Below are 23,088 nucleotides of genomic sequence, written 5' to 3'. Positions count from 1 at the left end.
TCTTTCCTTTAGCTGTTTTTCTACATTATATCAGAAAAAGAGGGCCTTTAGAAAAGGAGTTTCAAAGATAACTATTTTGTAGAAAAATGACTATCATTTGTGTATGTATTTTCTGTCTCAAAAGCTATATACTGAAAATGAAACTTGTTTGAAAGAGGATACTGCACGATGATTTATTCGAAAGAAATTGTTAGAGAATGGCTAGATGAAGTGGCAGAGCGGGCTAAGGACCATCCAGAGTGGGTGGATGTTTTCGAGCGTTGCTACACCGACACCTTGGACAATACGGTTGAAATCTTAGAAGACGGTTCAACTTTTGTCTTGACTGGGGATATTCCTGCTATGTGGCTTCGAGATTCGACAGCCCAACTCAGACCCTATCTGCATGTGGCTAAAAGAGATGCCCTCCTGCGTCAGACCATTGCAGGTTTGGTCAAACGTCAGATGGCCTTGGTACTCAAAGATCCCTATGCCAATTCCTTTAACATCGAGGAAAACTGGAAGGGGCACCACGAAACTGACCACACAGACCTTAATGGCTGGATTTGGGAACGCAAGTATGAGGTGGACTCACTTTGCTATCCTTTGCAGTTGGCTTATCTCCTCTGGAAAGAAACTGGCGAGACTAGTCAATTTGATGAAACTTTTGTCACAGCGACTAAGGAAATTCTCCATCTGTGGACGGTAGAACAAGACCACAAGAACTCTCCTTATCGTTTTGTCCGGGATACGGACCGCAAGGAAGATACCTTGGTAAATGATGGCTTTGGACCTGATTTTGCAGTGACAGGTATGACCTGGTCAGCCTTTCGTCCGAGTGATGACTGCTGTCAGTATAGTTACTTGATTCCGTCAAATATGTTTGCTGTAGTAGTCTTGGGTTATGTGCAAGAAATCTTTGTAGCATTAAACCTAGCTGATAGCCAGAATGTTATCACAGACGCCAAGCGCCTCCAGTCTGAAATCCAAGAAGGAATTGAAAACTACGCCTACACAACCAACAGCAAGGGCGAAAAGATTTATGCTTTTGAAGTGGATGGTCTAGGAAATGCCAGCATCATGGATGATCCAAACGTACCAAGTTTGTTGGCTGCACCTTATCTGGGCTACTGCGATATTGACGACGAAGTCTATCAAGCAACTCGTCGTACCATCCTTAGTCCAGAAAATCCATATTTCTATCAAGGAGAATACGCTAGCGGTCTCGGAAGTTCTCATACCTTCTATCGCTATATCTGGCCAATCGCTCTGTCTATACAAGGTTTGACAACAAGAGATAAGGTAGAGAAGAAATTCTTGCTGGATCAGCTGGTTGCTTGCGATGGGGGTACAGGTGTTATGCATGAAAGCTTCCACGTAGATGACCCAACTCTCTACTCTCGTGAATGGTTCTCTTGGGCCAACATGATGTTCTGTGAGTTGGTCTTGGATTACTTGGATATCCGATAAGAAACACGCTTTAGCGCAACTGATTCTTGGAAAGAATCACAAATTTACATTTAAAACGTTAACAATAAAAATTTAAATTTAGAATGAGGTTTTACTTCATGGAAAATGTTGTTGTACATATTATCTCACATAGTCACTGGGACCGTGAGTGGTACTTGCCTTTTGAAAGCCACCGTATGCAGTTGGTGGAATTATTTGACAATCTCTTTGATCTCTTTGAAAATGACCCTGAGTTCAAGAGCTTCCACTTGGATGGTCAAACCATTGTCCTTGATGACTACTTGGAGATTCGCCCTGAAAATCGCGACAAAGTCCAACGATACATCGACGAAGGCAAACTTAAAATTGGTCCTTTTTACATCTTGCAAGATGACTACTTAATTTCAAGTGAAGCCAATGTCCGTAATACTCTTATCGGTCAGCAGGAGTCTGCAAAATGGGGCAAATCAACTCAGGTTGGTTACTTCCCAGATACCTTTGGAAATATGGGGCAAGCGCCTCAAATCCTTCAAAAATCAGGCATTCATGTGGCAGCCTTTGGTCGTGGTGTGAAACCGATTGGATTTGACAACCAAGTCCTCGAAGATGAGCAGTTTACTTCTCAGTTTTCAGAAATGTACTGGCAGGGTGCGGATGGTAGTCGTGTCCTCGGGATTCTCTTTGCCAACTGGTACAGTAACGGGAATGAAATTCCAGTTGATAAAGACGAGGCCTTGACCTTCTGGAAACAAAAACTGGCAGACGTGCGTGCCTACGCTTCGACCAACCAATGGTTGATGATGAACGGATGTGACCACCAGCCTGTACAGAAAAATCTGAGCGAAGCCATTCGTGTGGCAAATGAACTCTTCCCAGATGTAACCTTTGTTCATAGTTCTTTTGATGAATATGTCCAAGCCGTGGAAGGTGCTCTACCAGAGCAGTTATCAACGGTGACAGGCGAGTTGACCAGTCAGGAAACAGACGGCTGGTACACACTTGCCAACACTTCTTCATCTCGTATTTATCTCAAACAAGCCTTCCAAGAAAATAGCAAGCTCCTAGAGCAAGTTGTAGAACCCTTGACGATTATCACTGGGGGTCATAACCACAAGGATCAGTTGACCTATGCTTGGAAAACTCTTTTGCAGAACGCGCCGCATGATAGTATCTGTGGCTGTAGCGTGGACGAAGTTCACCGTGAGATGGAAACTCGTTTTGCCAAGGTTAACCAAGTCGGAACCTTTGTTAAGACCAATCTTCTCAACGAATGGAAGGGTAAAATCGCTACAGCTAAGGCTCAAAGTGATTATCTCTTTACTGTTATTAACACAGGCTTGCATGATAAGGTCGATACTGTCAGCACAGTGATTGATGTGGCGACTTGTGATTTCAAGGAATTGCACCCAACAGAAGGCTACAAGAAGATGGCTGCTCTTACCTTGCCAAGCTACCGTGTGGAGGACTTGGATGGGCGTCCTGTAGAGGATAAAATCGAAGACCTTGGGGCTAATTTTGAGTACGATTTACCAAAAGACAAGTTCCGCCAAGCTCGTATTGCTCGTCAAGTGCGCGTGACAGTCCCTGTTCATCTAACACCTCTCTCTTGGACAACCTTCCAATTACTGGAAGGAGAACAAGAACACCGCGACGGTATTTACCAAAACGGAGTGATTGATACGCCATTTGTAACGGTGAGTGTGGATGACAACATCACAGTCTATGATAAGACAACTCACGAAGCCTATGAAGATTTTATCCGCTTCGAAGATCGTGGTGACATCGGAAACGAGTATATCTATTTCCAACCAAAAGGAACAGAGCCAATCTATGCAGAGCTTAAGGGCTACGAGGTCTTGGAAAACACAGCTCGCTACGCTAAGATTTTGCTCAAACATGAATTGACCGTGCCTGTCAGTGCAGATGAAAAGCTAGAAGAAGAGCAAAAAGGCATCATCGAGTTTATGAAGCGTGAAGCTGGACGTTCAGAAGAATTGACAAGCATTCCTCTTGAAACTGAGATGACTATCTTCGTTGACAATCCACAAATCCGTTGCAAGACTCGCTTTACCAACACTGCCAAAGATCACCGTATCCGTCTCTTGGTCAAGACTCATAACACGCGTCCAAGCAATGATTCTGAAAGCATCTATGAGGTGGTGACACGACCAAACAAACCAGCAGCTTCATGGGAAAATCCTGAAAATCCTCAACACCAACAAGCCTTTGTTAGTCTGTATGACGATGAAAAAGGGGTGACTGTATCCAACAAGGGATTGAATGAATACGAAATCCTTGGGGACGACACCATTGCAGTGACTATTTTGCGTGCATCAGGTGAGCTAGGTGACTGGGGTTACTTCCCAACACCAGAAGCACAATGCTTGCGTGAGTTTGAAGTCGAGTTTGCGCTTGAATGCCACCAAGCCCAAGAACGCTTCTCAGCCTATCGTCGTGCTAAAGCCTTGCAGACACCATTTACCAGCCTTCAGATTGCTAGACAAGAAGGAAGTGTAGCTGCGACTGGTAGCCTCTTGAGCTATTCCGTTCTCAGCATACCGCAAATCTGTCCAACAGCCTTTAAGGTAGCTGAAAATGAAGAAGGCTATGTGCTTCGTTACTACAATATGTGTAGTGAAAATGTACGTGTACCGGAAAGTCAACATCTCTTCCTTGACCTACTTGAACGACCATACCCAGTTCATAGAGGCCTCATTTCACCACAAGAGATTCGTACAGAATTTATCAAAAAAGAAGAAATTTAATTTCAAAAAGTAAACATAAAAAGAAAGGAGGGGCGAAAAGGTAAGAACTAACTGCTGATTCGCCCCTTTTTATGGTAAAAACAATGACCATTGCAACAATTGATATCGGAGGGACTGGGATTAAGTTTGCCAGTCTGACTCCTGATGGGAAAATACTGAATAAGACAAGTATTCCAACGCCTGAAAACTTGGAGGACTTACTAGCTTGGTTAGACCAACGTTTGTCAGAGCAGGATTATAGCGGGATTGCTATGAGCGTTCCAGGCGCGGTTAATCAAGAAACAGGGGTGATTGATGGCTTCAGTGCTGTCCCTTATATCCACGGCTTTTCTTGGTATGAAGCGCTTAGCTCTTATCAGATTCCTGTCCATCTGGAAAATGATGCCAACTGCGTTGGACTCAGTGAATTACTGGCTCATCCAGAACTTGAAAATGCAGCCTGTGTCGTGATTGGGACAGGGATTGGCGGAGCTATGATTATCAATGGCAGACTTCATCGAGGTCGCCACGGCCTGGGTGGAGAATTTGGCTACATGACAACCCTTGCCCCTGCTGAAAAACTCAATAACTGGTCGCAACTAGCGTCAACTGGGAATATGGTGCGATACGTGATTGAAAAATCTGGTCAGACTGACTGGGACGGTCGCAAGATTTACCAAGAGGCCGAAGCAGGAAATGCCCTTTGTCAAGAAGCCATTGAGCGCATGAACCGTAATCTGGCGCAAGGCTTGCTCAATATTCAGTATCTGATTGATCCAGATGTTATCAGTCTGGGAGGCTCTATCAGCCAAAATCCAGACTTTATCCAAGGTGTCAGGAAGGCTGTTGACGACTTTGTCGATACCTACGAAGAATACACGGTCGCACCAGTTATCCAAGCCTGCACCTATCATGCAGATGCTAATCTCTACGGTGCCCTTGTCAACTGGCTACAGGAGGAAAATCAATGGTAAGATTTACAGGACTTAGTCCCAAACAAACTCAGGCTATCGACTTGCTGACAAAGCATATTTCTTTACCAGATGTTGAAGTGGCTGTCACTCAGTCTGACCAAGCCTCCATCTCTATCAAGGGTGAGGATGGTCACTATCAATTGACCTACAGCAAACCTCACCAACTTTATCGTGCCTTGTCCTTGTTGGTAACAGCTCTAGCAGAAGGTGATAAAGTAGAGATTAAGGAGAAGGCGGCTTATGAAGATTTAGCCTACATGGCTGACTGTTCTCGAAATGCGGTGCTGAATGTGGCTTCTGCCAAGCAGATGATTGAGGTCTTGGCTCTCATGGGCTACTCAACCTTTGAGCTCTACATGGAAGACACCTACCAGATTGAGGGACAACCTTACTTTGGTTATTTCCGCGGGGCTTATTCGGCTAAGGAGTTGCAGGAAATCGAAGCCTACGCCCAACAGTTTGACATGACTTTTGTTCCTTGTATTCAGACCTTGGCCCACTTGTCAGCCTTTGTTAAATGGGGTGTCAAGGAAGTGCAGGAGCTCCGTGATGTAGAGGACATTCTCCTTATCGGCGAAGAAAAGGTTTATAATCTGATTGATGGCATGTTTGCTACTCTATCTAAACTACAAACTCGCAAGGTCAATATCGGGATGGACGAAGCCCACTTGGTTGGTTTGGGACGCTACTTGATATTGAACGGTGTTATGGATCGTAGTCTCCTCATGTGCCAACACTTGGAGCGCGTGCTGGATATTGCCGATAAGTATGGTTTCCACTGCCAGATGTGGAGCGATATGTTCTTCAAGCTCATGTCAGCAGATGGCCAGTATGACCGTGATGTGGAAATTCCAGAGGAAACTCGTGTCTACCTAGACCGTCTCAAAGACCGAGTGACTTTGGTTTACTGGGACTATTATCAGGATAGCGAGGAAAAATACAATCGCAACTTCCGCAACCATCACAAGATTAGCCATGACCTTGCCTTTGCAGGTGGTGCTTGGAAGTGGATTGGTTTCACACCGAATAACCATTTCAGCCGTCTTATCGCTCTTGAAGCCAATAAAGCCTGTCGTGCCAATGACATCAAAGAAGTCATTGTGACGGGTTGGGGGGACAATGGTGGGGAAACAGCCCAGTTTTCTATCCTACCAAGCTTGCAAATCTGGGCAGAACTCTGCTACCGCAATGACCTGGACCGTTTGTCTGCACACTTCAAGACCAATACAGGTTTATCGGTTGAAGATTTTATGCAGATTGACCTTGCCAACCTTTTACCAGACCTGCCAGGCAATCTCAGCGGGATCAATCCTAACCGCTATGTCTTTTATCAGGATATTCTCTGTCCGCTCCTTGACCGACACATGACACCTGAACAGGACAAACCGCACTTCGCTCAGGCTGCTGAGATGCTTGCTGACATTAAAGAAAAAGCTGGCAACTATGCCTACCTCTTTGAAACTCAGGCCCAGTTGAATGCTATTTTAAGTAGCAAAGTGGATGTGGGACGACGCATTCGTCAGGCCTATCAAGTAAACGATAAGGAAAGTCTGCAAGAAATCGCAAGACAAGAATTACCAGAACTCAGAAGCCAAATTGAAGACTTCCATGCCCTCTTTAGTCACCAATGGTTGAAGGAAAACAAGGTCTTTGGCTTGGATACGGTCGATATCCGCATGGGCGGACTCTTGCAACGCATCAAGCGAGCAGAAAGTCGCATCGAGGCTTATCTGGCAGGTCAGCTGGATCGTATCGACGAGCTAGAAGTGGAAATCTTACCATTTACAGACTTCTACGCAGACAAGGACTTCGCAGCCACAACAGCCAACCAGTGGCATACTATTGCGACAGCTTCAACGATTTACACGACCTAAAAACAAGAACATCTTGCCTTACTCAGAGTGTTTCGCGTGAAACATCCCTTTCTTAAAAAGTACTCCACATAAAATAATTTGTGGAGTTTTTTCTATAATTAGTAGTTTAACCTAACCTGCAAATAGGAGTATACTAATAATGTAATCGTTATCAAAAGTCTAAAAAAGAATTTTTAGATGGATATCAAAATAAAAAAGGGAGGAAATTATGAATAAGTTTTCAAAGACCTTGAGAGACAACTGGATCTTTCTCTTGATGGTTTTACCAGGGGCACTCTGGTTGATTCTATTCTTCTACATTCCAGTATTTGGGAACGTGGTTGCCTTTAAAGATTACCACATGACCAGTAATGGTTTCATAGATAGTATCATGAATAGTAAATGGGTCGGACTCGATAATTTCAGATTCTTATTTAGTTCAAAAGACGCCTTTATCATCACTCGAAATACTGTCCTCTACAATCTCGGCTTTATCTTTATCGGTTTGATTGTATCTGTAGGGATTGCCATCATCCTTAGTGAACTCCGTTCTAAGAGAATGGTTAAGATTTTCCAAACTTCTATGTTGTTCCCTTACTTCTTGTCTTGGGTTATCATTAGTTTCTTTACAGATGCTTTCCTAAACATTGATAAAGGTGTGTTCAACCATTTCCTAGAATCTATCGGAATGAAGGAAATCAATTTCTACGCTGACTTGGGTATCTGGCCATACCTTCTCCTTTTCCTAGGTATTTGGAAAGGCTTTGGATATAGCAGTGTCATGTACTATGCGACAATCATGGGAATTGATCCAACCTACTACGAAGCAGCGACAGTGGATGGGGCCAGCAAATGGCAACGAATTCGCAATGTAACCATTCCGCAGTTGACACCATTGGTAACCGTATTGACTATCCTGGCAGTCGGGAATATTTTCCGTGCAGACTTTGGTCTTTTCTACCAAATCCCCCACAATGCTGGTCAGCTTTATAACGTAACCAATGTCTTGGACGTATATGTTTATAACGGTTTGACTCAGACAGCGGATATCGGGATGGCTTCAGCGGCAGGTCTCTACCAATCAGTTGTCGGCTTGATTCTGGTTATCCTATCAAACTTACTGGCAAGACGAGTTGATCCAAACTCAGCCTTGTTCTAGAAAGGAGGAGAATATGGCAGAAAAGAAAATTAAAAAAGAAAAAATTGATAATGTCGGCATTCACTCCTTCAGTAAGAAAGCAGATATCTTCTTCAGTATCATTTCTGGTTTGATCGCCCTATCTTGTATCCTACCCTTTGTATTCGTTATCGTGATTTCGGTGACAGATGAAAAGAGTATCCTGCAAAATGGATATAGCTTCTTCCCATCTCAATTTGGCTTAGACGGTTTTGAGTTCTTGGCACAGTTTAAGGATAAAATCCTACAAGCCCTCTTCATCTCAGTCTTTGTAACAGTGGTGGGGACTATCACAAACGTTTTTATCACAACAACCTATGCCTACGCCATCTCGCGGACAACCTTTAAGTATCGCAGATTCTTTACGATTTTTGCCCTTCTTAGTATGTTGTTCAACGCTGGTTTGGTACCAGGCTATATTGTGGTGACTCGTTTACTTCAACTCGGTGATACAGTTTGGGCCTTGATTGTTCCAATGCTTCTCTCACCATTTAACATCATCTTGATGCGTTCCTTCTTCAAGAAGACTATCCCAGAAGCCATTCTTGAGTCCGCTCGTATCGATGGTGCCAGTGAAGCACGAATCTTCTTCCAAATCTGTTTGCCATTGTCATTACCAGGTATCGCAACCATCACGCTCTTGACAGCTCTTGGTTTCTGGAATGACTGGTTCAACGCCCTTCTTTATATCAAGAGTGACAACTTGTATCCATTACAATATTTGCTCATGCAAATCCAGCAAAATATGGACTACATCGCCAAAGCAGTCGGCCTTTCAGGTCAACTGGGAGTTGCTCTACCGAAAGAAACAGGTCGTATGGCCATGGTTGTGGTCGCAACCCTTCCAATCGCGATCTTGTATCCATTCTTCCAACGCTACTTTGTAAAAGGTTTGACTATCGGTGGTGTGAAAGAATAGTACTTGTCGAGAAAAATCATTTCTCATTTCCAAACTTCTCTTGCGTGAAGTTAAGATCATTACATTGTTTATAAGTTTAAAAATAAAAAAAGGAGTTTTTGTCATGAAAAACTGGAAAAAATATGCTTTTGCATCTGCTAGCGTAGTCGCTTTGGCTGCTGGTCTCGCTGCTTGTGGAAACCTTTCAGGTAACAGCAAAAAAGCTGCTGACTCAGCTTCAGGTGAAAAAACTGTTATCAAAATGTACCAAATCGGTGACAAACCAGATAACTTGGATGAATTGCTAGAAAATGCCAACAAAATCATCGGAGAAAAAGTTGGTGCTAAATTGGATATCCAATACCTTGGATGGGGTGATTATGGTAAGAAAATGTCAGTTATCACATCATCTGGTGAAAACTATGATATCGCCTTTGCAGATAACTATGTTGTAAACGCTCAAAAAGGTGCTTACGCTGACTTGACAGAATTGTACAAAAAAGAAGGTAAAGATCTTTACAAGGCACTTGACCCAGCTTACATCAAAGGTAACAGCATTAACGGTAAAATTTACGCAGTTCCAGTTGCAGCCAACGTTGCATCATCTCAAAACTTCGCCTTCAATGGAACTCTTCTTGCTAAATACGGTATCGATATTTCAGGTGTCACTTCATATGAAACACTTGAACCAGTCTTGAAACAAATCAAAGAAAAAGCTCCAGATGTAGTGCCATTTGCGGTTACTAAGAACTTCATCCCATCTGATAACTTTGACTACCCAGTTCCAAATGGACTCCCATTCGTTATCGACCTTGAAGGAGACACTACTAAGATCGTAAACCGTTACGAAGTACCTCGTTTCAAAGAACACTTGAAGACTCTTCACAAATTCTATGAAGCTGGCTACATTCCAAAAGACGTAGCAACAAGCGATACTTCATTTGACCTTCAACAAGATACTTGGTTCGTTCGTGAAGAGACAGTGGGACCAGCTGACTACGGTAACAGCTTGCTTTCACGTGTTGCAAACAAAGATATCCAAATCAAACCAATCACTAACTTCATCAAGAAAAACCAAACAACACAAGTTGCTAACTTTGTCATCTCAAACAACTCTAAGAACAAAGAAAAATCAATGGAAGTGTTGAACCTCTTGAACACTAACCCAGAACTCTTGAACGGTCTTGTTTACGGTCCAGAAGGCAAGAACTGGGAAAAACTTGCAGGTAAAGAAAACCGTGTTAAAGTCCTTGATGGCTACAAAGGAAACACTCACATGGGTGGATGGAATACTGGTAACAACTGGATTCTTTACATCAATGAAAACGTTACAGACCAACAAATCGAAGATTCTAAGAAACAATTGGCTGAAGCTAAAGAATCTCCAGCACTTGGATTCATCTTTAACACTGACAATGTGAAATCTGAAATCTCAGCAATCTCTAACACAATGCAACAATTCGATACAGCTATCAACACTGGTACTGTAGACCCAGACAAAGCGATTCCAGAATTGATGGAAAAATTGAAATCTGAAGGTGCCTACGAAAAAGTATTGAACGAAATGCAAAAACAATACGATGAATTCTTGAAAAACAAAAAATAATCAGCTAAATTGATTTCGTGTATTCATTCCTAATTCCTAAAAACTGAATCACTGTTTTCCTCAGGCTTATCTGGGGGAGGCAGTGATTTTTTGAAATAAAGACATAGATATTTCTGTTTCTCATTTCCCTTATTTTAACCATTCAGGAAATCTTAAGCACCATTTAGGATTTGGAGTAAGGATTTAAGAAAATATAGCTTATATTAGAGATGTATCGAGTTTACAAAGGAGAGTTCATATGAAAAAGTATCAACTTCTATTCAAAATCAGTGCAGTCTTCTCTTACTTATTTTTCGTATTTGGTCTTTCTCAGCTGACGCTTATTGTTCAAAATTATTGGCAATTTTCTTCCCAGATTGGCAATTTCGTCTGGATTCAAAATCTCTTGAGTTTGCTATTTAGCGGAGTCATGATTTGGATTCTGGTTAAGACAGGGCACGGCTATCTTTTTCGCATTTCGAGAAAAAAATGGCTTTGGTATTCGATTTTGACAGTATTAGTGGTAGTGTTCCAGATCTCTTTTAACGTTCAGACAGCTAAACATGTTCAGTCAACTGCTGAAGGTTGGGCTGTATTGATCGGTTATAGTGGGACCAACTTTGCTGAGCTAGGTATCTATATAACTTTGTTCTTTCTGACTCCACTTATGGAAGAGCTAATCTATAGAGGATTAATGCAACACGCCTTTTTTAAGCATTCGAGATTTGGCCTTGATTTGCTTCTTCCGTCAATTTTATTTGCTCTTCCTCATTTTTCAAGCCTGCCTAGTTTGTTAGATATCTTCGTCTTTGCAACATCTGGCATCATCTTTGCTAGTTTGACCCGCTATACCAAGAGCATTTATCCTTCCTATGCGGTGCATGTGATTAATAATATTTTCGCGACATTACCATTTTTGCTGACTTTTTTACACAGGGTATTTGGGTAAAATATTGGTATGAGAGTTAGGAATGATAGTTTATCAAATTTATAAGTGAGTTTCAGGAGGGAAATAAGAATAACACCATTAAAATGGTTTGCAGGAGGAAGTGAAAGGCGTTGTGAAGCCATGACGATCATAGATAACCTACTGGAAGGTATAAACAATACGCCTCAACTTACTCCCTTGAAAAATCTGTTAGTGAGTTATAAAAGACGATTAGAGGACGATGGGACCTCTACCCCATTTATATTGAGTCAAATGAATGTTGACCTTGCGCGCGTATTGATTGATAACAAGCTAAGTTTGTCAGAAAGTCAATCCGAGCAGATCAAAAAATTGAGAGAATTATCTGCGATTCGCTATGGTTACTGATGAAGTGCAGGGATAAGCACCTTTCTACAATTTCCAGTCAAATAAATTGCATTCGCTTTCTCAAGCAGGTATACTAGTATAGTTAGATGAAAAATTCTGAAAATTTAAGAATAGAAAAGAGAACAAATCTTATGGCAAAAGATATTCGTGTCTTACTTTACTACCTTTACACTCCAATTGAAAATGCAGAGCAATTTGCTGCAGACCACTTGGCTTTCTGTAAATCAATCGGTCTTAAAGGCCGTATCCTAGTCGCTGACGAGGGAATTAACGGAACAGTTTCAGGTGACCATGAAACAACTCAAAAATACATGGACTACGTTCACAGCCTCCCAGGTATGGAAGACCTCTGGTTCAAGATTGACGAAGAAAATGAACAAGCCTTCAAGAAGATGTTTGTTCGCTACAAGAAAGAAATTGTCCACCTTGGTTTGGAAGACAACGACTTTGACAATGACATCAACCCACTTGAAACAACAGGTGCTTACTTGTCTCCAAAAGAGTTCAAAGAAGCTCTTCTTGACGAAGATACAGTTGTCCTTGACACACGTAACGATTATGAGTATGACCTAGGACATTTCCGTGGGGCTATCCGTCCAGATATCCGCAACTTCCGTGAGTTGCCACAGTGGGTTCGTGATAACAAAGAAAAATTCATGGATAAGCGTGTCGTAGTTTACTGTACAGGTGGAGTTCGCTGTGAGAAATTCTCAGGCTGGATGGTGCGTGAAGGCTACAAAGATGTTGGTCAATTGCACGGAGGAATCGCAACTTACGGTAAAGATCCAGAAGTCCAAGGTGAGCTTTGGGATGGGAAAATGTACGTCTTTGACGAGCGTATTGCCGTGGATGTTAACCATGTCAACCCAACCATCGTAGGGAAAGACTGGTTTGATGGAACACCATGTGAACGTTATGTCAACTGTGGAAATCCCTTCTGTAACCGTCGTATCTTGACATCAGAAGAAAATGAAGACAAGTACCTTCGTGGATGCTCACACGAGTGCCGTGTTCACCCACGTAACCGCTATGTTTCAGAAAATGAATTGACACAAGCTGAAGTTGTCGAGCGCCTAGCCGCTATCGGTGAAAGCTTGGATCAAGCAGCTACAGTATAATATCAAACAGTCCTTAGGGGCTGTTTTTCTATGCTTTTTACTCAAAAATCTAAAGTTTGTTTCTGTATCTTTCAGAAAAATAAGGTATACTATATGTAAACGATTTCAAAGGAGTCCAGTTATGACGAAAACATTTTTTATTCTAAATAAACAGAGCATTTTAGGAGAACAGGAAATTTTGACTGCCAAGTCTATCTTGGCCTTGGTAGATGGCTTGGAGTCACATAGCTATGATGCTGTCTATCTCCGTCAGCCTCTTAGCCGTCTTGAGTATATTGAGTGTGCGATAGTGGGACAATCACAATTTCTTTTTAAGGTCAGTTATGCTGATGGTCAAAAGGCTTACCGTGTCGATCTTCCTGACCTACTAACGAAGACAGACTGGGAGCTTATCAAGTCATTTTTAGATGCCCTGCTTGCTTATACAGGAACTGAGATTGAAGGACTAGATGGTTTTGATTTTGAAGCTTATTTCCAAGCAAGTATTCAAGCCTATCTAGCAGATAATGCAGCTCGTTTTACGATTTGCCAAGGAATTTTTAATCCTATTTTCTTTAGTCATGAGGACTTGAAAAGCTTTTTAGAGGAAGATGGCTTGGCTCAGTTTGAAGCGCGTGTGCGTGCGGTTCAAGAGACAGATGCTTACTTTGCAAGAGTTTCCTTCTATCAGGATGGAGAAGGACAAGTTCACGGTGTTTACCATCTGGCTCAAGGAGTCAAGACCGTTTTACCGAGAGAACCATTTGTTCCTGCTGCCTATATGGAGCAATTGGTGGATAAGGAAGTGCAGTGGGAGATTGACTTGGTTCAAATCACAGGAGACGGCTCTAAACCAGAAGACTATGAAGCTATCGCTCGCTTGAACTATGCAAAATTCCTAGAGTCACTACCATCAGCATCTTACCACCAACTAGATGCCAATCAATTAGAAGTGCAACCCATCTTAGACAAAGATTTTAAAGCATTAGCACAAGAAGAGTAAATCAGAAGCAGGTCAATCGACTTGCTTTTTTGACATAGAAAAATCCTGCCATGGAAGACAGGATTGCTACTCAATGAAAATCAAAGAGCAAACTAGGAAGCTAGCCGCAGGCTGCTCAAAACACTGTTTTGAGGTTGTAGATAAGACTGACAAAGTCAGGAACATATATCTACGGTAAGGCGAAGCTATTTGATTTTCGAAGAGTATGAAGTTTAAAGAAAGGCCAAGATACGAAGATAATCTCCAATCAGTGCCACTTCAGCTACAAAGAAGAGGAGGATAATGACTCCGTTCACAAGGACAGACAAGAATAACTGATAGAAGGAGTCGGTTTCACTTGCTTGACTAGGTCTTGTAATGATATGGAGACTGGCAAGTAGAATGATTCCAATGCTAATCACACACAAGAGGGCTGTAAATCGTAGGCTATCAAAGAAGGCAAAGAAACTAGCAATAGCAGTGAGGAAGATTGGAATTGCCAAGAGTTGACTATATTGTTGGAGAACCTTTTCTAGCGTCCAGTCCTTTTCTTGGTAGATAAATCGTCTCACAACGAAACTGCCCAAGAGGAATGAAAAGAAGAAGAGTGTTGTTGCTACTAGGATAGAGATAATCGAAAAGAGATTTAATGAAGCAAATTGTTCAGGGAAGTGATTATGCATAGTTGCTATATGTCCATAGTAAGCATGTTTGATGTGGTAGATACTAAAGAAAAAGGAAGATGCAGAAAACAGAATGAGCAAGAGAAAGGCTGTGTAACTGTGTGTGCTACTTGTTTCAAGATTGCTCGTAGGAGATTTGATTGCTTCCACTAGCCAAGACCAAAAATCAAGCGCTTGCTCTTTCCATTTATCCGTAGATTTTAGAGTTTGGTCGGGGATATAGGGACTTTCTAAGGATTGACTGATAAGAAGGGGCTCTTTCGTGGTTGGTTTTTGCTGAGGAAGTGCTTCTTGACTCTCTTCAGCTATAGTGACTTTTTCTGTTTCTTTAGAAAGGTCTTGCTCTTCCTCAGCAGAATCTAATGCTTTCTTTTCTTCTATTTCTGTTCTCGCTTCACCGTTTTCAGGCGTTTCAATTTTCTCTTCTTGCTGGTTTTCAAGTTCGGCTTCAGCTTGAGAAACTTCCTTCTCTAACTGAGTATTTTTTTCAATTGGCGTATCGAGATCGGCTATCCTTTCTTCAGCCTTGTCTGCAACATCTTGGACTTGTTCATCAGGCTTGTTCTTGCTTGTTGTTTTTACAAAATCATTACTTTCAAACCATTCTTGTTTCATGGTAGAACCTCCTTTTTAGTGGGTTATGTGTCATAGTGGTCGATATAAATAGGTTTATTAAGGTCTGTTAGCTGTAGTTTCAAGACTAATATAATCATCAGCCTTAGCGATGAGTTGACCTTTTGCATCAGTTTTTTCAGTTTTGTAAGGGTTGCTTAATTCGTTGGGGTGGCGTTGACTCTCATCTCTCGATAACTGATAAATAGGACCATGGTGACTCGAGAGGTCTAAGTTAATTTCTTGGCTTTCTTTTTGAGTTAGCATGATACTGAGCACATTTTTAGAAGTTAGTTCTACCTTACCATATACTTTAATATTTTCAGCGTGGAAGTGATTCTCTGTTGACTCTAGCTGACTATCTGTAAGGTCTGTATCAAAGATATTAATGATATTGGGTGTCGTGAATTTGCTGTTTTTGATACGACTTCCTTCAATTCGGAGGATATAGCTGTTTGTATTGAGGGTCGCATTTTCAAGAGTGGCATTAGTGATACTGGTTTGACCGCGATTGGTTGAGACGTTGATTCCTTTTAGACTTCTTCCTTTTGGAACTTGTAGAATAACTTCTTCAAAACGACGAGAGTAGTTACTTGCGACATGGAGAATCCCGCCAATTCCAGAAGAGAGAAACAGACTTTCAGACAGTTTCTTATCAGTGAGGCTCAGCGTTTTATCGTTCTGATTTGTGATAAGATCATGGTGAGCAGAAAGAGATGGATGGTAAGAAATGTGGATTTGATCATCGAAAGAGTCTGTGATGGTCAGTGCGTGTTGATGGAGAGTAATCTCTAGGTTTTCGACTTCCTTGCCAAAGGTCAACTCTTCCATCCGACTATCATAGACAGGCTCCTTGGACATGGCAAGCAAACTCTTAATCCCGTCAGATTGGATGCCTACAAAGAGCAGGATAAAGCCGATAATGGTAGTCACCACACCAAAAATGAGAAATCCTTTTGTAAACTTACGCATGCTGGTCACCTCTCTTTCCTTTTTTGAGAACCAATTGCACCAAGCGAACAATGAGTAGGCCGAAGAAGCGGGCTACATAGGAAATACCTAGTAAGACTAGTGAAGAAGCACCGATAGCCAGTAAACCAGAACCAAAAATCAAGATAAAGGCTGATTTAGCTTGGGCTAAGACAGTGAAACTTTCAACTAAAAATAGGAATCCGCCAATGATACCTAGTATGGAAACCGCAAAGAAAGCAAAGATGACAGTCAAGGCTGCCACAAAGATTGCGAACAGGGACACGAGAATGGCGATTCCCAGAGGAATACCGATGGGTGCTGCAAGGAGAGCTAACAAGGCGATATGCAAAATTTGTCGGTTATTCTTTTGAGCGGGTGCCTCATTGATTTTTTTATCGAGAAGATTGGAGAGGACTTCGTGAGCTGCTTCTTTAGGAGTTCCCAAGCTAGCGATGAGTTCTTCTTCTCCCTCGACTCCAGCATCGTCAAAGAGTTCCCTGAAATAGTCCATGGCTTCCATGCGGTCAACTTCAGGCAGTTTCTTGAGATAGAGTTCTAGCTGAGTCAGGTATTCAGTTCTTGTCATGGCGGATACTCCCTTCTATGATGCCATTGATGGTGTCTGTATAGAGTGCCCATTCATCTTTTAGGGTCACGAGCTGTTCTATACCACCATTTGTCAAGGAGTAGTATTTGCGCATGCGACCTTGGAACTCTCTAGAATAGGTTGTCAGAAAGCTATTGCCTTCCAATTTTTTTAGGATAGGATAGAGTGTAGATTCTTTGATATTAGCGATCAGCTTAATGGTTTGGCTAATCTCATAACCATAAGAATCATCCTGCTCCAGTACAGCCAAGATGAGAAATTCAATCAAGGCAGAGGATGTTGGAAAGTACATGGGGAACCTCCTTTTCTAATGTGTAAGATTTTTATATATAATTTTTCTACACATACATTGTACATCTAAAAGAAAGCCCTGTCAAGAGAAATGTGTAAAATTTTTATATATAAAAAACTTCTAGGCAAAACTAGAAGTTTAAAGGATTTTATCAGCTCTGTCCACTGTAAAGAGGGCCACAGTCATCAGGATATCGACGAGTAAGAGGGCAGCTACAGCTGGCACCCAAGAGTGGAAGAGGTCAAAACTGTAACCAAAGAGGGTCGGCCCAAAGGCTGCTAGGATATAGCCTCCTGTTTGAGATAAACCAGACAATTGGGCAGTCTTTTCAGGGGCGCTTGTCTTGAGTGAAAAGTTGACCATGAGATAAGGGAAGAGGGCGCTTGTTGCGGTTCCGATGAGAAGATGGCTGGCAAGCCAGTAAATGAAATTATTGATTGGGAAAAAGAGCATGGAAATGCCGACAACACCAGCTAGTGAAACCAGAGTAAGCATGAGCTGACGGTTACGAGTAGACAAGCTGGTTGTCAGGCTTGGGATGGTCATTGAAAAAGGAATGCTAATCAGAGAGAAGATAGAAGTTAGTAAACCAGCTTCGTGACTGGATAGACCTGCATGGATAGCCATGGTAGGTAGCCAGGTCATAGCGGTGTAAAAGAGCAAGGATTGAAAACCTGCAAAGACAATCACTGCCCAGACCTGTTTATTGCGCATAACCTTTGTTTTGTTTTTTTGTTTGGTTTGTGGAGCTAGTCTGTGATTATAGCGGTGATTTGGGAGCCAGACCAAAAAAGTTGCTAGGCAGAGCAGGGTGAGGAGGATGATAAGTCCTTTCCAAGAACTGGCTTGTGTAATAGGCACGGCTAGATAGGAAGCCAGAGCCGTCGCAATCCCCATAGAAGTTACATATAAGGTGGTCAGAAAACCAATTTTCTTTGGTTGATTGGCTTGGATGAGACTAGGAAGCAGCACATTGATGACTGCGATACTTGCCCCAACCATCAAGGTTCCTAGATAGAGCAGGGGCAGATTGATTAGTCGAATGAGAGAACCGATGGTCAAGAAGAAAAGGCTATAGGTAAAGAGATGCTCCAAGCCAATTTTCTGAGCTAGTCGGGTAGAAAATAGCGAGAAGAGGGTAAACATGAGGAGAGGAAGGCTGGTCAAGACACCAAGTGAACTAACTTCTACCCCCAGACCTTGCGAAATATCTCCCAATATAATGGGTAAAACAGTAAAAGGAGTCCGCAAGGAAACACCAATCAGGATAATACCTGGAACAAAAAAGAGTGATTGCTTTTTCATAAAATACCTCTTCTAGCTGATTTTAATAACAGCTTATTTTAAGGCTTTTTCACTATAATGTCAAGTAAGGTTTCTGGCTTTCAAGATAAAAATGGGAAAGTCTTGAAAATTATGATAAAATAGTGGAAGGAAATCTATACATTGGAGAAAAACTGTGTCTGAAAAGCAAAAAATCAGCGTATTGATGTCGGTCTATATCAAGGAAAATCCGACATTTTTAAAGGATGCTATTGAGAGTGTTCAAAATCAGACTCTGAAACCGAGCGAATTGGTTCTGGTTGAGGATGGGCCTTTGACACCTGAGCTCTATCAGGTATTAGACCGGCTTGAAGCTGAGTCTGATATTCCAGTGAAACGCTATCCTCTTGAGCAGAATCAAGGTTTGGGTCTGGCTCTTCGTCAGGGTGTTTTGCAGTGTCAGTATGATATTATTGCCCGTATGGATACGGATGATATAGCAGTTCCAGATCGTTTTGAGAAACAGGTTCAGCTAATGGAGAAGGACAACCTCGACCTATTAGGTGGACATATTGCAGAGTTTATTGACAATCCTGATGAGATTGTTTCTTACCGTCGTGTTCCAACCCAGCATGCAGATATTGTAGCTTATCAAAGGATGAGAAGTGCCTTTAACCACATGACTGTTATGTTCAAGAAGAATATGGTTCTCAAGGCAGGCAACTATGAAGATGGCCTTTATATGGAGGATGACCTCCTCTGGCTCAATATGATTGCTGCAGGAGCCAAGACTGGAAATCTGGATCAAATCTTGTGTCAGGTTCGTGTTGGGGCAGGGATGTTTGAACGTCGTGGAGGACTGCGTTATCTCAAACTCTATCGTCAGGCTCGTCAACGAATGCTGAAGAGAGGGCAAATTTCTTACATGGAGTATGCCAAGAGTGTTGCCATTCAGATGGTTGTTGCTCTTTGTCCCGGATTTGTCCGACAGTTTATTTTTATGAAACTGTTAAGAAAAAGCAAGTAAAAGATTGTAGCAAATCGTAAACTGGATAAAAAGTGTTATAATAACAATATAAATATCCAGCTCTTTTAAGGAGGAGTAGATTGACATGAATAAAAAACTAACAGATTATGTGATTGATCTGGTGGAAATTTTAAATAAACAACAAAAACAGGTTTTCTGGGGAATATTTGATATTTTCAGTATGGTGGTTTCCATCATTGTATCTTATATCTTATTCTACGGCTTGATTAATCCAGCACCTGTTGACTACATCATCTATACGAGTTTGGCCTTCCTGTTCTATCAATTGATGATTGGATTTTGGGGATTGAACGCTAGTATCAGTCGTTACAGCAAGATTACGGATTTCATGAAAATCTTTTTTGGTGTGACTGCCAGCAGTGTCTTGTCATATAGTATCTGCTATGCCTTCTTGCCACTCTTTTCAATCCGTTTCATCATTCTCTTTATCTTGTTGAGTACCTTCTTGATTTTGTTGCCACGGATTACTTGGCAGTTAATCTACTCTAGACGCAAAAAAGGAAGTGGTGATGGGGAACACCGTCGAACCTTCTTGATTGGTGCTGGTGATGGCGGAGCCCTCTTTATGGATAGTTACCAACATCCAACCAGTGATTTGGAACTGGTCGGTATTTTGGATAAGGACGCTAAGAAAAAGGGCCAAAAACTTGGTGGGATTCCTGTTTTGGGTTCATATGATGAATTGCCTGAATTAGCCAAACGCCATCAAATCGAGCGTGTTATCGTTGCGATTCCGTCGCTTGACCCGTCAGAATATGAGCGTATCTTGCAGATGTGTAATAAGCTGGGTGTCAAATGTTACAAGATGCCTAAAGTTGAAACTGTTGTTCAAGGACTTCACCAAGCAGGTACTGGGTTCCAAAAAATTGATATTACGGACCTTTTGGGTCGTCAGGAAATTCGTCTTGACGAATCGCGTCTGGGAGCAGAACTGACAGGTAAGACAATCTTGGTTACAGGTGCTGGTGGCTCAATCGGTTCTGAAATCTGTCGCCAAGTTAGCCGTTTCAATCCTGAACGCATCGTCTTGCTCGGTCACGGGGAAAATTCAATCTACCTTGTGTATCATGAATTGATTCGTAAGTTCCAAGGGATTGATTATGTGCCAGTGATTGCAGATATTCAAGACTATGATCGTCTATTGCAAGTCTTTGAGCAGTACAAGCCTGCTATTGTTTATCATGCGGCTGCCCACAAGCACGTTCCTATGATGGAGCGCAATCCCAAAGAAGCCTTCAAAAACAATATCCGTGGAACTTACAATGTTGCTAGAGCCGTTGATGAAGCTAAAGTACCTAAGATGGTTATGATTTCGACAGATAAGGCGGTCAATCCACCCAATGTTATGGGAGCAACCAAGCGCGTGGCGGAGTTGATTGTCACTGGTTTTAACCAACGTAGCCAATCGACCTACTGTGCAGTTCGTTTTGGAAATGTTCTTGGTAGCCGTGGTAGTGTGATTCCAGTCTTTGAGCGTCAGATTGCTGAAGGCGGGCCTGTGACGGTCACAGACTTCCGCATGACCCGTTACTTTATGACCATTCCAGAAGCTAGCCGTTTGGTTATTCACGCTGGTGCTTATGCCAAGGATGGGGAAGTCTTTATCCTTGATATGGGCAAACCAGTCAAGATTTATGACTTGGCCAAGAAAATGGTCCTTCTAAGTGGACACACCGAAAGCGAAATTCCAATCGTTGAAGTTGGAATCCGCCCAGGCGAAAAACTTTACGAAGAACTCTTGGTATCAACCGAACTCGTTGACAATCAGGTTATGGATAAGATTTTCGTTGGTAAGGTTAATGTCATGCCTCTAGAAGCCATCGATCAAAAGATTGAAGAGTTCCGCACTCTTAGTGGAGATGAGTTGAAGCAAGCCATTATCGCCTTTGCCAATCAAACCACCCACGTTGAATAAAAACAGAAAAACGCATATTATCAGGTCTGAAGAACCTTGGTAATATGCGTTTTGTTATGTAGAGACTTACTTCATTTTCTTCTGAAATGGGGTTGTCGCCCAGTCTATGTTATTGAAAATACTCTAAAACATCTGAGGGTTTGTGGGCGATATAATCAGGCTGATAGTTGAGCAAGTCTGCTTGCTCTCCAAATCCCCAAGTGACGGCCAATTTCTGAATGCCTGTTTCTTGAGCACCTAGCATATCAAACTTGGTATCTCCGATGATGATGGCTTGTTCTGGTGCTAGTTGATGTATCTGCAAGGCTTGGCGAATGACATCTGCCTTATGGGGTGCTTCAGGGCTGGAACCATAAATGCCATCAAAGAAATGATGGATTCCCAAGTTTTTAGTCATATCTTGAGCAGTTGGAGTATTTTTTGTCGTGGTGATATAAAGAGGGTAATTGCTCGATAACTTCTCAAGCAAGTCTACAATCTGAGGAAAGAGTTGAGCTTCATGGATGCCTTTTTTCTTGTAGTAGGAACGGTAAATTTGCACAGCCTCAGAAATTTGTTCTTTGGGCAGGCAGGTCGCAAAACTACTTTCGAGAGGCGGTCCCATAAAACCACGAATCGTTTTGGCATCAGGGCTAGGCACCCCCAGCTCCTTAAAGGTATGGGTAAAGGCATTGTGAATCCCGATAGAACTGTCAACGAGGGTTCCATCCAGATCGAAAAAAATCGCTGTGATAGAGGTCATGGTTTCTCCTATTTGATAAGCTTATTCTCCGAAAATTTCTTTTTGGAGGCGACGACCAGTAGGTGTGGCAGCGAGTCCACCTTCAGCTGTTTCACGAAAGGCAGTTGGCATGCTTGCTCCTACTTGATACATGGCATCGATAACCTCATCCACAGGGATTTTAGATTCGATCCCTGCCAAGGCCATGTCTGCTGCGATGAAGGCAAAGCTAGCTCCCATGGCATTGCGTTTGACGCAGGGAACTTCGACCAAGCCGGCAACAGGGTCACAGATGAGGCCTAGCATATTTTTAATGACAAAGGCAATAGCTTGACTGGCTTGGTAGGGTGTTCCACCGGCAGCTAGAGTCAAGGCTGCAGCACTCATAGCAGAGGCCGAACCAACCTCGGCCTGACAACCACCTTCAGCACCTGAGATAGAGGCATTATTTGCGATGACTAGTCCAAAGGCACCGGCAGCAAAGAGGAAATCCAGCTGTTGCTCGTGGCTGAGGTCTAATTTTTCAATAGCAGCAGTGAGAACGGAAGGGAGACAGCCAGCACTTCCAGCGGTCGGAGTGGCACAGACCAAGCCCATTTTGGCATTGTGTTCATTGACTGCGATGGCATTTCGGGCAGCAGAGAGAATCGTGTAATCTGATAGAGTTTTTCCATTTTTTATGTAGTGATCCAGTTTGGCAGCATCTCCACCTGTCAGGCCACTACGAGATTTATTTTCATTGAGGCCAAGTTGGACAGAGGCTTTCATGACTTCCAGATTGCGTTCCATGAGAAGGAGGACTTCTTCTCGTTCGCGACCGGTCAATTCAAACTCTGTTGTAATCATGAGTTCTGCGACATTTCCTTGAAAGTCCAGATCTGCTTGCTCGACCAATTCTTTGATAGAATAAAACATGCTTCCT

General features: G+C 42.4%; 20 protein-coding genes. 13 read left to right on the top strand and 7 right to left on the bottom strand.

The window, feature by feature from the left end:
• Positions 1–168: 168 nt before the first annotated feature.
• The 11 genes from QS39_RS01780 (at position 169) to QS39_RS01730 (ending at position 14,074) form a co-directional block, all read left to right on the top strand.
• Positions 169–1,449 (top strand): glycoside hydrolase family 125 protein, encoded by a 1,281-nt coding sequence (locus QS39_RS01780; RefSeq protein ID WP_077804459.1) that lies wholly within the window; start codon positions 169–171, stop codon positions 1,447–1,449.
• Between the two features lie 98 nt (positions 1,450–1,547).
• On the top strand, positions 1,548–4,193 hold the full coding sequence (locus QS39_RS01775; protein WP_077804458.1) for an alpha-mannosidase: 2,646 nt from the start codon (positions 1,548–1,550) through the stop codon (positions 4,191–4,193).
• 83 nt (positions 4,194–4,276) lie between these two features.
• Positions 4,277–5,146: an ROK family protein gene (locus QS39_RS01770; protein ID WP_180374980.1), complete on the top strand. Its 870-nt coding sequence runs from the start codon at positions 4,277–4,279 to the stop codon at positions 5,144–5,146.
• Positions 5,140–7,020: a beta-N-acetylhexosaminidase gene (locus QS39_RS01765; RefSeq protein WP_077804456.1), complete on the top strand. Its 1,881-nt coding sequence runs from the start codon at positions 5,140–5,142 to the stop codon at positions 7,018–7,020. The genes QS39_RS01770 and QS39_RS01765 overlap by 7 nt, the downstream gene beginning before the upstream one ends.
• A gap of 208 nt (positions 7,021–7,228) precedes the next feature.
• Complete coding sequence (locus QS39_RS01760; RefSeq protein ID WP_001032150.1) at positions 7,229–8,158, top strand: ABC transporter permease; 930 nt, start codon at positions 7,229–7,231, stop codon at positions 8,156–8,158.
• A gap of 13 nt (positions 8,159–8,171) precedes the next feature.
• Positions 8,172–9,095, top strand: a complete 924-nt coding sequence (locus QS39_RS01755) for a carbohydrate ABC transporter permease (protein ID WP_023945674.1) — start codon at positions 8,172–8,174, stop codon at positions 9,093–9,095.
• 103 nt (positions 9,096–9,198) lie between these two features.
• Positions 9,199–10,680: an ABC transporter substrate-binding protein gene (locus QS39_RS01750; protein ID WP_077804455.1), complete on the top strand. Its 1,482-nt coding sequence runs from the start codon at positions 9,199–9,201 to the stop codon at positions 10,678–10,680.
• Between the two features lie 238 nt (positions 10,681–10,918).
• A complete protein-coding gene (locus tag QS39_RS01745) occupies positions 10,919–11,608 on the top strand; it encodes a CPBP family intramembrane glutamic endopeptidase (RefSeq protein ID WP_077804454.1) in 690 nt (229 codons plus the stop codon).
• A 69-nt stretch (positions 11,609–11,677) separates the two neighbouring features.
• Positions 11,678–11,974 (top strand): bacteriocin immunity protein, encoded by a 297-nt coding sequence (locus QS39_RS01740; protein ID WP_180375045.1) that lies wholly within the window; start codon positions 11,678–11,680, stop codon positions 11,972–11,974.
• A 131-nt stretch (positions 11,975–12,105) separates the two neighbouring features.
• A complete protein-coding gene (trhO, locus tag QS39_RS01735) occupies positions 12,106–13,092 on the top strand; it encodes an oxygen-dependent tRNA uridine(34) hydroxylase TrhO (RefSeq protein WP_077804453.1) in 987 nt (328 codons plus the stop codon).
• A gap of 121 nt (positions 13,093–13,213) precedes the next feature.
• On the top strand, positions 13,214–14,074 hold the full coding sequence (locus QS39_RS01730) for a DUF4299 family protein (protein ID WP_077804452.1): 861 nt from the start codon (positions 13,214–13,216) through the stop codon (positions 14,072–14,074).
• A gap of 212 nt (positions 14,075–14,286) precedes the next feature.
• Here QS39_RS01730 and QS39_RS01720 read toward each other — a convergent pair whose 3' ends face one another.
• The 5 genes from QS39_RS01720 to QS39_RS01700 form a co-directional block, all read right to left on the bottom strand.
• Positions 14,287–15,351, bottom strand: a complete 1,065-nt coding sequence (locus QS39_RS01720) for a DUF6574 domain-containing protein (protein ID WP_077804451.1) — start codon at positions 15,349–15,351, stop codon at positions 14,287–14,289.
• Positions 15,352–15,408: 57 nt separating this feature from the next.
• Entirely contained in the window at positions 15,409–16,320 is a 912-nt protein-coding gene (locus QS39_RS01715; protein ID WP_077804450.1) for a DUF4097 family beta strand repeat-containing protein, read from the bottom strand.
• Entirely contained in the window at positions 16,313–16,906 is a 594-nt protein-coding gene (locus tag QS39_RS01710) for a DUF1700 domain-containing protein (RefSeq protein ID WP_077804449.1), read from the bottom strand. The genes QS39_RS01715 and QS39_RS01710 overlap by 8 nt, the downstream gene beginning before the upstream one ends.
• Positions 16,893–17,219 (bottom strand): PadR family transcriptional regulator, encoded by a 327-nt coding sequence (locus QS39_RS01705; RefSeq protein ID WP_000273858.1) that lies wholly within the window; start codon positions 17,217–17,219, stop codon positions 16,893–16,895. Before QS39_RS01705 ends, QS39_RS01710 begins: the two co-directional genes overlap by 14 nt.
• 138 nt (positions 17,220–17,357) lie before the next feature.
• Positions 17,358–18,524, bottom strand: coding sequence for a CynX/NimT family MFS transporter (locus tag QS39_RS01700; RefSeq protein ID WP_077804448.1), 1,167 nt, complete (start codon positions 18,522–18,524; stop codon positions 17,358–17,360).
• Between the two features lie 154 nt (positions 18,525–18,678).
• On the opposite strand from QS39_RS01700, the gene QS39_RS01695 reads away from it, so the two are divergent.
• Positions 18,679–19,509 (top strand): glycosyltransferase, encoded by an 831-nt coding sequence (locus tag QS39_RS01695; protein ID WP_077804447.1) that lies wholly within the window; start codon positions 18,679–18,681, stop codon positions 19,507–19,509.
• An 85-nt stretch (positions 19,510–19,594) separates the two neighbouring features.
• Positions 19,595–21,445: a polysaccharide biosynthesis protein gene (locus tag QS39_RS01690; protein ID WP_077804446.1), complete on the top strand. Its 1,851-nt coding sequence runs from the start codon at positions 19,595–19,597 to the stop codon at positions 21,443–21,445.
• A 109-nt stretch (positions 21,446–21,554) separates the two neighbouring features.
• Here QS39_RS01690 and QS39_RS01685 read toward each other — a convergent pair whose 3' ends face one another.
• On the bottom strand, positions 21,555–22,187 hold the full coding sequence (locus QS39_RS01685; RefSeq protein WP_077804445.1) for an HAD family hydrolase: 633 nt from the start codon (positions 22,185–22,187) through the stop codon (positions 21,555–21,557).
• Positions 22,188–22,208: 21 nt separating this feature from the next.
• Entirely contained in the window at positions 22,209–23,081 is an 873-nt protein-coding gene (gene sdaAA, locus QS39_RS01680; RefSeq protein WP_000500043.1) for an L-serine ammonia-lyase, iron-sulfur-dependent, subunit alpha, read from the bottom strand.
• Positions 23,082–23,088: the final 7 nt, after the last annotated feature.

It is taken from the genome of Streptococcus mitis, from assembly GCF_002005545.1.
In the GTDB taxonomy this organism is placed as follows: domain Bacteria; phylum Bacillota; class Bacilli; order Lactobacillales; family Streptococcaceae; genus Streptococcus; species Streptococcus mitis_I.
This window is presented reverse-complemented; position numbering and strand designations above follow the sequence as displayed.